At 58.8% G+C, this 12,234-nt stretch carries 12 protein-coding genes; 10 read left to right on the top strand and 2 right to left on the bottom strand.

Annotation, left to right across the window (positions count from 1 at the left end):
* Positions 1–163: 163 nt before the first annotated feature.
* From ACF6ZU_RS23355 to ACF6ZU_RS23330, 6 genes are all read left to right on the top strand, one after another.
* Complete coding sequence (locus ACF6ZU_RS23355) at positions 164–1,180, top strand: arginine N-succinyltransferase (RefSeq protein WP_392887403.1); 1,017 nt, start codon at positions 164–166, stop codon at positions 1,178–1,180.
* A 55-nt stretch (positions 1,181–1,235) separates the two neighbouring features.
* Positions 1,236–2,270 carry an arginine N-succinyltransferase gene (gene astA, locus ACF6ZU_RS23350; protein WP_392887402.1) on the top strand — a complete coding sequence of 345 codons (1,035 nt, stop codon included), beginning with the start codon at positions 1,236–1,238 and terminating at the stop codon, positions 2,268–2,270.
* Positions 2,271–2,422: 152 nt separating this feature from the next.
* The gene (locus ACF6ZU_RS23345) at positions 2,423–3,292 is read left to right on the top strand and encodes an oxaloacetate decarboxylase (protein WP_392887401.1); all 870 of its coding nucleotides are present in this window, start codon (positions 2,423–2,425) and stop codon (positions 3,290–3,292) included.
* A gap of 604 nt (positions 3,293–3,896) precedes the next feature.
* On the top strand, positions 3,897–4,076 hold the full coding sequence (locus ACF6ZU_RS23340) for a hypothetical protein (protein ID WP_392887399.1): 180 nt from the start codon (positions 3,897–3,899) through the stop codon (positions 4,074–4,076).
* A 382-nt stretch (positions 4,077–4,458) separates the two neighbouring features.
* Positions 4,459–5,238: a hypothetical protein gene (locus ACF6ZU_RS23335; protein WP_392887398.1), complete on the top strand. Its 780-nt coding sequence runs from the start codon at positions 4,459–4,461 to the stop codon at positions 5,236–5,238.
* Positions 5,235–5,873: a transposase gene (locus ACF6ZU_RS23330; protein WP_392887397.1), complete on the top strand. Its 639-nt coding sequence runs from the start codon at positions 5,235–5,237 to the stop codon at positions 5,871–5,873. Before ACF6ZU_RS23335 ends, ACF6ZU_RS23330 begins: the two co-directional genes overlap by 4 nt.
* A 27-nt stretch (positions 5,874–5,900) precedes the next feature.
* On the opposite strand, the gene ACF6ZU_RS23325 is transcribed toward ACF6ZU_RS23330, so the two are convergent.
* Positions 5,901–6,974, bottom strand: coding sequence for a diguanylate cyclase (locus ACF6ZU_RS23325; protein WP_392887395.1), 1,074 nt, complete (start codon positions 6,972–6,974; stop codon positions 5,901–5,903).
* Between the two features lie 193 nt (positions 6,975–7,167).
* Here ACF6ZU_RS23325 and ACF6ZU_RS23320 point away from each other — a divergent pair, with 193 nt between their 5' ends.
* From ACF6ZU_RS23320 to ACF6ZU_RS23310, 3 genes are all read left to right on the top strand, one after another.
* Complete coding sequence (locus tag ACF6ZU_RS23320) at positions 7,168–8,622, top strand: flavin-containing monooxygenase (RefSeq protein WP_392887393.1); 1,455 nt, start codon at positions 7,168–7,170, stop codon at positions 8,620–8,622.
* Positions 8,623–8,644: 22 nt separating this feature from the next.
* Positions 8,645–9,601, top strand: a complete 957-nt coding sequence (locus ACF6ZU_RS23315) for an alpha/beta fold hydrolase (RefSeq protein ID WP_392887391.1) — start codon at positions 8,645–8,647, stop codon at positions 9,599–9,601.
* Positions 9,602–9,711: 110 nt separating this feature from the next.
* Positions 9,712–11,088, top strand: coding sequence for a VOC family protein (locus ACF6ZU_RS23310; protein ID WP_392887389.1), 1,377 nt, complete (start codon positions 9,712–9,714; stop codon positions 11,086–11,088).
* 58 nt (positions 11,089–11,146) lie between these two features.
* Here the strand turns inward: ACF6ZU_RS23310 and ACF6ZU_RS23305 are convergent, their stop codons facing one another.
* On the bottom strand, positions 11,147–11,824 hold the full coding sequence (locus tag ACF6ZU_RS23305) for a type 1 glutamine amidotransferase domain-containing protein (protein ID WP_392887387.1): 678 nt from the start codon (positions 11,822–11,824) through the stop codon (positions 11,147–11,149).
* Positions 11,825–11,847: 23 nt separating this feature from the next.
* Between ACF6ZU_RS23305 and ACF6ZU_RS23300 the strand changes: the two genes are divergently transcribed.
* Positions 11,848–12,078 (top strand): hypothetical protein, encoded by a 231-nt coding sequence (locus tag ACF6ZU_RS23300; protein WP_392887385.1) that lies wholly within the window; start codon positions 11,848–11,850, stop codon positions 12,076–12,078.
* Positions 12,079–12,234 lie beyond the last annotated feature (156 nt).

The following is a 12,234-nucleotide window of genomic DNA, read 5'->3' as shown; positions in this document are numbered from 1 at the left end:
CTCAACACACCCTGTGTCGATGCGGTGCTTCTTCAAATAATGGCTGACTGGAAAAAAAGAGCGGCGCCAGGCGATCAGGCGACCGCCGATTCAATGCGTGGAAACCGACAGTGATAGTCAGGTTCGTGCCCAATGCCGAACCCTTTGATACAGGAGTGCATCCATGCTGGTCTTACGCCCAGTGGAGTTAACCGACCTGCCCCAGCTACAGCGGCTGGCGCGCGAAAGCCTGGTCGGCGTCACCTCGTTGCCAGACGATACCGAACGCTTGCGCGAGCGGATTCTGGACTCCTGCGCCTCATTCGATAAAGACGTGCACAATCAGGGCCCGGAGAACTACTTTTTCGTATTGGAGGACCTGCCCCGTCAGCGTCTGGCAGGCTGCTCGGAAATCCTCGCCACGGCCGGTTTCAACGAACCCTTCTACAGTCTGCGCAACCGCCATTTCACCAGTGCCTCGCGGGAGCTGAACATCGAACACGGCGTGCCGGCGTTGTCGTTATGCCAGGACCTCAATGGCCATACCTTGTTGCGGGGCTTTCACATCGACGCAGCGTTCGTGGGCACACCGGCCGCCGAACTGCTGTCGCGGGCCCGACTGATGTTCATCGCCGCGCACGCGCCGCGCTTTGCCGAAGCGGTGATCACCGAGATCGTCGGTTACAGCGACGACGAAGGCCAGTCGCCATTCTGGGATGCACTGGGCAAACACTTCTTTGATTTGCCCTATCCCGAGGCCGAGCGTCTCTGCGGGCTGGAGAGCCGCACTTTCCTGGCCGAGCTGATGCCGCAATACCCGATCTACGTGCCGATGCTGCCCCAGGCGGCGCAGGACTGCATCGGGCGCATCCACCCCGATGGCCAGGAAGCGTTCGATATCCTTGAACGCGAGGGGTTCGAGACCAACAGTTACATCGACCTGTTCGACGGCGGGCCAACCCTGTACGCGCGCCTGGCCGGCATCCGTTCCATCGCGCAAAGCCGGACCGATACGGCCACAATCAGTGAGGACATCGATGCTCACGGTCGCTATCTGGTGAGTAACGATTCGTTGAAGGAGTATCGCGCCATCGTCGCCGACCTGGACTACAACGCCGGACGCCCCGTGGCCCTGAGCGCCGAGATGTGCACCGCCCTGAACGTGACCGAAGGCCATCAGGTCCGGGTGGTCGCCCTGTGAGTATGTCCCGGCCCCAAGCCCGGCGGGCAAACCCGTCTGCAGAAGGAACTGCACCATGATCGTCCGCCCGGTACACGTCACCGACCTGCCAGCCTTGTTGGCACTGGTGCGGCAGGCCGGTCCGGGGCTCACCACCCTGCCCGCCAACGAGGACCGCCTCGCCCACCGGCTGCGCTGGGCCCAGCGGACATTCGCCGAACAGGTCGAGCGGGCCGACGCGGACTACCTGTTCGTGCTCGAAGACGACGACCAGCGTCTGGTGGGTGTCAGCGCACTGACAGGGGCCGTTGGCCTGCGCGAGCCCTGGTACAACTATCGGGTCGGGCTGACGGTCAGTTCGTCACCGGACCTCGGCATCCAACGGCAGATCCCGACGCTGTTCCTGAACAACGAAATGACCGGACAATCGGAACTCTGCTCCCTGTTCCTGCGCCCGGATCTACGCACGGGAAGCAATGGTCGGTTGCTGTCGCTGGGACGCTTGCTGTTTGTCGCCGAGTTCGCCCATCTGTTCGGCGACAAGCTCATCGCCGAATTGCGTGGTCGCGCCGACGAGCAAGGCTGCTCACCGTTTTGGGACAGCCTGGGCCGACACTTCTTCAAAATGGAGTTCAGCCACGCGGACCACCTGTCGGGCCTGGGCAGCAAAGCGTTCATTGCCGAACTGATGCCTCGCCAACCGCTGTACACCTGCCTCCTCACCGAGCAGGCCCAGGCGGTGATCGGCAAGGCTCATCCCAATACCGAGCCGGCACTGAAAATTCTCACGGCCGAAGGGTTCACCCACAAAGGGTACATCGATATCTTCGACGCCGGTCCGGTCATCGAGGCGCCGCTGTCGACAATCCGCACCGTGCGTGACAGCCAGGCGCTGATACTGGCCATCGGCACGCCGGACGAGCAGGCTCCGGTCTGGCTGATCCACAATCGCCGACTGGAAAACTGCCGCATCACCGCCGCCCCGGCCCGTCTGGTGGGCAACAGCCTGATCGTTGACCGGCTTACCGCCAAGCGCCTGCAATTGCAGCCTGGCGACTCGGTCCGCGCGGTGCCGTTGCTCAATCAACAGCAGCAGGCGGTCGCCGCGTGACAGGCGTGCGACCTCCTCACAGGATCGCTTCCGATTAGCCTGCCCGACAAAATCGTCATCATTCTCCCCCCTGTGGCGTGATAGCCTTTTGTATCTTCGGCGTTGACACTCTTGCTCAAGCCCTTCCATTCCTTTGTATTGGTGGAACTTATATGTCCAGGCTTTCCCATCAGGATTTGCGCCGCAATTTCCGTGAACTGTTCGCTTCCAACAAGTGCTATCACACCGCATCGGTTTTCGACCCGATGTCGGCACGCATCGCGGCGGACCTGGGTTTTGAAGTAGGGATCCTCGGCGGTTCGGTCGCCTCGTTGCAGGTCCTGGGTGCCCCCGACTTTGCCCTGATCACCCTTAGCGAGTTCGCCGAGCAAGCCACCCGCATCGGCCGCGTTGCTCAACTCCCGTTCATCGCCGACGCCGACCATGGCTACGGCAACGCGCTCAACGTGATGCGCACCATCGTCGAACTTGAGCGCGCCGGCGTGGCCGCCCTGACCATCGAAGACACGTTGCTGCCCGCGCAATTCGGCCGCAAGTCCACCGACCTGATCTGCGTCGCCGAAGGCGTCGGCAAGATTCGCGCGGCGCTGGAAGCACGGGTCGATACCGAGATGGCGATCATCGCTCGCACCAATGCCGGGATCCTGCCGGTGCAGGAAGTCATCAGCCGCACCCAGCAGTACCAGAAAGCCGGTGCTGACGGGATTTGCATGGTCGGTGTGCGTGACTTCGATCATCTGGAACAGATCGCCGAGCACCTGAGCGTTCCGCTGATGCTGGTCACCTACGGCAACCCGCTGCTGCGCGACGATGATCGCCTGGCCGAACTGGGTGTACGGGTCACCATTGACGGGCATGGCGCTTACTTCGCGGCGATCAAGGCAACGTATGACAGCCTGCGCGAACAACGCCAAATCTTCACCCAGACGTCAGACCTGAGCGCGACCGAACTGACGCATACCTACACCCAGCCCGAGGAATACATCCGTTGGGCGGAGGAGTTCATGAGCGTCAAGGAATAAGGATTCACTGACTTCGGCTCCTGACGCATCGTGTGATTCGGCCGGTAGACGCAATGTCACCGGCAGGGTTGCACGGGATTCGTGCGCAATGGCTATCAGTTGTTCCTGCTAAAAATACACACCCTCAAACAAACACCAATATCTGATAACAACTCAATAGTTGATATCAAATATCGCACCCCCTTATCTTAAAACCGTCAAACACAAAGACTTCCAACCCTGAAAACAACAGCATTGCTATTTCCAGGCTGGATTGACACTGAATGACCCAACTCAAAATAAAAAAGGAAATACCCATGACAACCAGAAACTGGCAAACCGCCCCCCTTACTACGCTGCGAAAACAAAGTCATCACCACGCCAGCAAAATCCGACAACGAAATTAACTGCAGTGGTGTTATGCCCCGCTTCAACATGGGCAACATTCATGAAATCAAGCAATTCTGGAACGTGACTGACGACTCGACCAAATAATCCACGACGTCAAATAAAGCACCCACTTCTTCAACAATTGCAGGCATTAGTGACAACAAACCTGATGTCTGCCTGAAGCTTTACCGCGACACGCATAACCTTTATCAATCTAAAACAACAAGGAACGCCCATGAAACCTGTCACTGGTAATTGGCAAAATGCTGCCCTGTTACACGCTGGCGCCAACATCATCACCACACCGACAGTCTGCGAATCCAAGACCAACTGCCCCACGCCAGACGGTCTGCGTTTTAACCTGGGTAACCTCCACGAAATCAAGAAATTCTGGAACCTGTCGGACAAGAACTGAAATTCTTATAGCTGACTCCAGCCTTAGAACCCGGAATAGCGAGGACTCAATGCAAACTTCAGACACCCACTGGTCCAGAACACCACTCTTTCACGCGGAAAAAAACGTCATACCGGTGCCGATCAAAAAACACCACGTCATCGACTGCTGGGGAAGTACACCCCGGCTTAATGTTGGCAACCTCCACCAAATCAAGTGCTACTGGCAATTGAGCGAAATATCCGAAACTGCCTGACAGCACTGTCTACTTTTTAGTTGGACGTCGGTGGGCACCATGTTTAGCTGCTGACGTCCGCTAACGGTCACGGTATTTGATAAAAAGAACGGCAAAAAAACAGCAACACAACCCGCTCCACCTCATAAAAATAAAGACGAAGCCCTCATGATAAAAACACTGCTCAACCGTGACTTGACGCCAGCACAACTTATTACGGGCATCAAGGCACTCAATATGAATATCGAGATAAAAAATCTGGCAGAGCAGTTACCTAAAAAGACAGCACTCGTTTTTGATCCGTCTCATTGTGCCAAGATCATGAAACTGACCAATACCCATACGGGCACATTAACTTTGCATTGCAACGAAAGCGGCAATATCAGTCTCAAGGCACCAGACAACGCCCCGGCGCCCGAGCAACTCTACTCCGTGCCTGGCAACAGTGTTTTATTTGCGATCAACGCAGCGTCGTTCCCCATTCAACTGTACACACTCGAAGAGGAACATCTGACTCGCGGTGAGCAGGTCATCGTCGATACCAACAACCCGTTGTTCATCGACGGTACAACCACCCTGTTTGACAGCAATACGGAAGACGCCGGACATCCGGCATTCATCGGCAGTCTCAACTTTCCTGACAGAAGCGCCGACATTGGCGTTTTCGATCGCATGTCATTACAGAAAATCGGCTGGTTCCCCCATGACAACAGCGCTGCCCGCTACCTGGTCAGCCTGGAATTGCTGGAAGCGGCCCGGGATCCCGGCGCGAGAAAAGTGGCCGAGGAGCTGATTTACCACTATCACCCCGCTGTCGCCTGGAAGGCATTCCAGATGATTCATCGGGACAATCCGGCCACAGCACTGGGCTATGCGCCGCTGTTAAGAAAACTGCAAAACACCCGACTCAATGACCTGCTGGATCAGCACATGGGTGAGATGGCATGAAATTAACCCGCTTTGTCGAACGCATGAACACGTACGACCTTCAGCATGACCAATCACGCATCATCGCGGACCTTCGAGAACTCGCCACCAACCGAACGTTACTGAGCGAACATCTTTACAACACCCTTCAGCGTGACGGATACAGCACCAAGAACAGTTTGTACAACGCCTACGCGTTTGTACTGCATTCCTCGGACGCCTACAGTGTCCGCCTGGGTTTCTGGGCTCCAGTGTCGAGCCACGACGAAAGTGAAACGTTCATCTACCACTTAAACCACAGCCACGATTTCGAGATTTACGCGGTGGGTTACAGCGGCGATGGTTACACCACCGTTCAACGCAAGATCCTGGACCAGCAGCCATTACGCGCCGGTATTCGCCCTCCCTTGGGCGAAGAAACAACTTTAAAACTCGCCCTGGGCGAAGTGCTGCACATGCAACCGTATTACGAAGTACACCGGCAACTGCCGCCCCGGGAGATGTCTGCTTCATTGAGCCTGATCATTCATGCGCCCCCCACGACCACCGCCCAGGCCTGGTGTTTCGACGAGGACTTCTTGCCCACGTATCCCGGCATCGCGACACAGGAAACAGCGTTCTACGAACACACATTGTCGTTGCTGGGGGCGGGGTGATCTCCTGCGACGGATTTGTGCAGGGTTTTAGACCGAATCGAGCAGTTCATGACGGGAGGTGCCATCGCCGCTGCAGATAACGCGGTTGCGCCCGGTGGACTTGGCTTCGTAGAGCGCCTGATCGGCGTCGTTGAGCCACAGCATTGCTTCGCTGTGCGCCGGGTTGAAAGCGGCAAGGCCAATGCTCAGGCTGACCTCCAATGCCGGGCTCTGCTCGTAACCGAGGGTGGCAAAGCGATCACGCAGGGCATCCATGGCGACCGCCGCATGATCAAGCGCAAGGTCCGGCAGGATGACGCAAAACTCGTCACCGCCATAACGACCCGCTACGTCGGTCGCCCGCAGGTTCTGCTTGAGCATCTTGCTCAACTGGCGCAGCACAATGTCCCCGGCGACATGGCCATAGGTGTCATTGATGGCTTTGAAGTGGTCGATGTCGATCAGCGCGATCGCCCCGCCCTGATGCTGGCGTTTGCAGCGCTGGAATTCGACTTCCAGCTGGTCTTTCCAGGCGCCATGATTCAGCAGTCCGGTCAGGCTGTCGGTGCGGCTCAGGGCCAGCAACTCGCGCTTGTGCCGGCCCAACGTGGAGGCCTGACGGAAGCAGATCCAGCCGAGGGCCATCGGGTACAGGCATAGCAACGGTAAACACGCATAGAGCTGAAACTGACTGGTTTCGGGGACGAACGCCGGGGCAAAAACCACAAGACCGGCGCCGATCCCGAGGACTTGCGCAGCGGCCCCGGCCAGCATGAACCGCAAGCCGCCAATCGCGACGTTGTTCATCGCCATCATGGCCAGCGTCGCCGCGCTCGGGAGTGGGTTGAACTGCATCGCCGCGACCCAGACGCCACCAAGAAAAGCATCGACCAACAGGTTACGGTGTTCGGCGTGATAGGGAACCGGTGACCGGCGCGCCCATTGATAAGCAACATGCGGCCAGAAAACACCGTTGATGACCATCAACCCCCAGACCCACGGTGCCGGATCGAGCGGATACATTGCTGCGCCGACACACAACAATCCCAGGATCAGCCCCAGGGTTCGCGATGCGTAAAGCCTCCTCGCCAGTGAAAGTCCTTTTCCTCCCGTTTTTCCCATAGGAGCCTCTGTACCACTGAATGAATCCTGCTCACACCGGGTTTTCAGGTGTGCTGGGAGTCTAACAGGGCGACGTCAAATAGCCATCACCGGCCGGCACCCTGAATATCCCGGTATTACCGCGAGGCGTGCGCCGAATGTTTGGCTATACATGAAGGGAGGATTCAACAGGCAACGATTAAAAAGGCGGCCCATGCAGACTTTCCAGGTGTTGATCATCGGCAGCGGCTTCGGCGGGCAGTGCGCGGCGATCAATTTGCTCAAGGCAGGCATCGATGATTTTCGCCTGCTGGAACGACGGGACTTCTTCGGCGGGACCTGGTGCCAGAACACCTACCCTGGCGCAGCCGTGGATGTGCCCTCGCCGCTCTATTCGTTGTCCTTCGCACCCTATCGCTGGACGCAGATGTTCGCTGAACAGGCCGAACTCCACCAATACACGCAGTACGTGGTGGATCAATTCGGCCTGCGTGACAGAGTGGAACTTGAAGCGAATGTCGAACACGTCGAATGGGACGACGCCACCAAACACTGGGCCGTGCACACCGGCGCCAAAGGCACGTTCTACGCGCGGTTCCTGATCAATGCCACGGGGCCGCTGAGCCAACCGGTCGTCCCACACTTCGAAGGGCAGGAACGCTTCAAGGGCAAAACCTTTCACACCAACAACTGGGATCATTCCTACGACTACCGGCAAAAACGCGTCGCCATCGTCGGCAGTGGCGCCAGCGCGGCGCAGGTTATTCCGGCCATCGCCCCGGACGTCGCGCATTTGCATGTTTTCCAGCGCACTCCACACTGGGTGCTGCCCCGGGGCGACCGTGCCTTCGGGCCGTTCCAGCGCTGGCTGCTGGGCCTTAAACCCGCCTACAAACTGCTGCGCTGGATGATTTACTGGCAATTCGAAACCCGGGTGATTGCCTTCAAATACTCGAAACCGGCGATCCGCATGGTCCAGCAACACGCTTTGCGTTTCCTCAAACGGCAAGTGCCCGACCCGGAACTCCGACGAAAACTGACGCCGGACTACGCCATCGGCTGCAAGCGGGTCATCGTCTCCAGCACCCTGTACCCGGCGCTCGGCCGCGACAATGTGACCTTGCACAGCCGTGAACAGGGCATCGCGGCCATCGATGAAACCGGCATCGTCACCCGGGACGGCCAACACATCGACGTGGACCTGATCGTCTGGTCCACCGGTTACGACGCCACCGACGGGGTGATTTCCTACCCGGTCAGCGGAAAAAACGGCAAGCAGCTGCGGGATTTCTGGGCGACCTATCCACGCGCGTACCTCGGCACCAGCCTGCCGGACTTCCCCAACCTGTTTATCGTCACCGGCCCCAACACCGGGATCGGCCACACTTCCGCGCTGTTTATCATCGAATCCCAGATGAACTACATTCTGGATTGCATTCGTACGCTCAAAGAACAGGGTTTGCGCAGCATCGAAGTACGCCCCGAGGCAGAACGTACCTACACTGAAATGATCCACCGTGAAATGGAACGCACGGTGTGGAAGTCCGGAGGCTGCCACAGTTGGTATCAAAGCAGGAGCGGCCATGTGATCGCCATGTTTCCAGGGTTCAGTTTCAGCTACCACCGCTTGACCCGGACGCTGAAACCCGCCGACCACATCCTGTCCTGATCAGAGAAAAGGGAGACGTCTGATGCTTTTGTTGGTTGTCGCACTCGCGGTTTTCGCGGCCTGGAGCTGGTTGAGCTACCCGGCCATCGGTTACTGGCTCTATGACTTGAACATGGCGGCCGAAGCCAAGCTGTACCGGCTGCACAAGATTGTCGTGCCGATTGCCGAAATGACCGTTTCGACCTGGCAAGGCGGGCCGTACGAAGCGTCGAGCAGCGTGCTGATGCTTCATGGCTACAGCGCCGACAAGAATATCTGGCTGCGCTTCGCCCGGCATTTCGTCGGCACCTATCGGGTGATCATTCCCGACATCGCCGGGCATGGCGAAACCGGCTTCAAGGAAGGTGGCGGTTATGACATTCCGCTGCAGGCGAAGCGGATGATCCAGTTGCTCGACGTCTGCGGCGTCGAAAAGGTGCATGTGATCGGCAATTCGATGGGCGGCTACATGGCCGCGTGGCTCGCGGCGACTTACCCGGACCGTATTGCCTCGGTCGCCCTGATCGACCCGGCGGGCGTCACCGCCCCCGAAGTCAGCGACCTCGAACGCCATCTGGCCAAGGGGCACAACCCGTTCCTGATCAACTCCCGCGAAGAATTCCGGCGTTTCTACGCCATGACCATGGCCGAGCCGCCGTGGGTACCCGGCGTCGTGCTGGACGCCATCGCCCAGCGTTACGAGCAGTCACGGGATGAACTGGAAGAGATCTTCAGAGACTTTCGTGCCAGCCCGCCGATGGAACCGAAACTGGCCGACATCAAGTGCCCTGCGCTGTTGCTGTGGGGGCGCAAGGACCGCTTGATCGACGTCAGCAGCGTGGCGGTCTGGAGCAAAGGTATCGAAGACCTGCGGGTGGAAATCTGGGAAGGCGTCGGCCATATGCCGATGGTCGAGGCACCGGCCGGTTCGGCGCGGCTGTATCGGGAGTTTTTGGCATCCCAGCGCCTGGAAAGCCCTCAGGACCAGCGGATGCACTGAGGATGCAGTCCTTTGCAGAATGAAGTCCGTAAGATTCTTCGTTTGTCGGCGTCGCTGAAGGCTGCGATCTTTTCTCCCATCCTTCACGTCACCGCGCCTGGAATCTTTTCATGAGCCACCCACGTTTTGTCAGCCCTGACCTGATCCGCCAACGCTTCTCCAAAGCGATGTCCGACATGTACCGCGAAGAAGTGCCGCTGTACGGCGCGCTGATGGAGCTGGTGGAACACACCAACCGCCATGTGCTGGACAGCGACCCGCAGATCGCCCGGCAGCTGGACAGCACCGGCGAAATCCAGCGCCTGGACATGGAGCGCCATGGCGCGATTCGTGTGGGCACGGCCAATGAGCTCGCCACCCTCGCCCGCCTGTTCGCGGTGATGGGCATGCAGCCTGTCGGCTATTACGACCTGACGCCGGCCGGCGTTCCGGTGCATTCCACGGCGTTTCGCGCGGTGCATGAAGCAGCGTTGCAGGTCAGCCCGTTCAGGGTGTTTACCTCGCTGCTGCGCCTGGAGCTGATCGAAGACGCGGAGCTGCGCGCCTTTGCGCAATCGGTGCTGGATAAACGCACGATCTTCACCCCCTCGGCGCTGACCCTCATCGAACGTGCGGAAGCCGAGGGCGGGCTCAGCGAGCAGGACGCGCAGGACTTCGTGTTGCAGGCGCTGGAAACCTTCCGCTGGCATCACAGCGCCACCGTTACCGCCGAACAATACCAGCAGCTCAGCGCCCAGCATCGTTTGATCGCTGACGTGGTGGCGTTCAAAGGCCCGCACATCAACCACCTGACACCGCGCACCCTGGACATCGACATCGTCCAGGCACAAATGCCGGCCCACGACATCACCCCCAAAGCCGTGATCGAAGGCCCGCCCCGCCGGCAGTGCCCGATCCTGCTGCGCCAGACAAGTTTCAAGGCCCTGGACGAACCGGTTGCGTTCACCGATCAAGCTGAAAGCCGCGGCAGCCACAGCGCACGTTTCGGTGAGATCGAGCAGCGCGGCGCGGCGCTCACCCCCAAGGGTCGGGCACTCTATGACCGCTTGCTCAACGCCGCCCGCGACGAACTCAAGGACTTCCCCAATGAAGGCAATGCTGCACGCTATAACGCGCTGATGACGCAGCACTTTGGCGAATTCCCTGACACCTTTGAAGGCATGCGCCAACAGGGACTGGCGTACTTCCGCTACTTCGTGACGGAAAAAGGCCTGTCGGCGGTGGGCATTCGGGAAGCGGCGCTGGAGGATTTGCTCGGCAACGGCTATCTGCGAGTGGAACCGCTGGTGTACGAAGATTTCCTGCCGGTCAGTGCGGCGGGGATTTTTCAGTCGAACCTGGGGGATGCGGCGCAAACCCACTATGGCGAGCACTCGAACCGGCATGCGTTCGAGAAGGCGCTGGGATGCCCGACCATCGATGAGCTGGGGTTGTATGCCGAGACGCAGCGGCGCTCGATTGAGGAATCCATTGCAGCGCTGCGCTGATCACCACGTACTGTAGGAGCCAGCAAGCCGGCTCCTACAGGGTTTTGGGCAATCGTGATTATTTCAGTTTCGTCAGCAGCGCTTGCGCCGCGGCTTCGGACGATGCCGGGTTCTGCCCGGTCAGCAACAACCCGTCGGTCACCACGTAACTCGCCCAGTCATCACCCTTGGAGTAAATCCCGCCCTTTTCCTTGAGCATGTCCTCCACCAGATACGGTACGACATTGGTCAGCTGCACCGCTTCCTCTTCGGAGTTGGTGAAGCCCGTCACCCGCTTGCCCTTGACCAGCGGCTGGCCATCCGCCCCCTTGACGTGGCGCAGCACACCTGGCGCATGGCAGACCAACGCTACCGGTTTACCGGCCTTGTACGACGCCTCGATCAACGCGATGGAATTCTTGTCTTCGGTCAGGTCCCACAACGGGCCATGGCCGCCGGGGTAGAAAACGGCGTCGTAATCTTCGGCTCGCACACTGCTCAGCAGCGCGGTAGACGCCAAGGCAGCCTGGGCTGCGGAGTCTTTGCGGAAGCGATCGGTGGCCGCGGTTTGTGCGTCGGGCTCGTCGCTTTTGGGGTCCAGCGGCGGCTGGCCTCCCTTGGGTGAAACCAGCGTCAGCTGAGCGCCGGCATCCTTGAAAGCAAAATACGGTGCGGCGAATTCTTCCAGCCAGAAGCCGGTTTTCTTACCGGTATCGCCCAATTGATCGTGGGACGTCAGAACCATCAGGATTTTCATGTCGCGCTCCTTGAAGTCGGGAAATGTTCATTTACCTCAGCGCAGGGTTTGACCACCGGGCTGCGCCGTTCGTTGCACCTTTCACGCTGTCGCACTCAGCGATGGCCAGCCGCCTTGATGCGCAAGAAGTTGCGCAATCCGTTATTGGGTTCGTCCCATCTTCAGTGCTGAATACCCCGTTTATCAGGGGGTTGAACCCGGTGCGCAAGAAGTTGCGCAGCACTGCGCAACTTCTTGCGCACATCCCACGATGATTGATGCCCGAAAAGCTTCCCGCAGACAAAATCCCATCGCAAGACCATGATTTATAAAGCTTTAAACCTTTCTGGCACGGACCTTGATAACAACCATGTACCCACCGGGCGATACCGCCTCCCGGGCACCTCACTTTTTTCAGCAAGGAGAGCATC

The organism is Pseudomonas migulae, assembly GCF_043225285.1.
GTDB classification, from domain to species: Bacteria; Pseudomonadota; Gammaproteobacteria; order Pseudomonadales; family Pseudomonadaceae; genus Aquipseudomonas; species Aquipseudomonas migulae_C.
The sequence above is the reverse complement of the archived record's forward strand: the minus strand, read 5'-3'. Positions and strand labels throughout refer to the sequence as shown.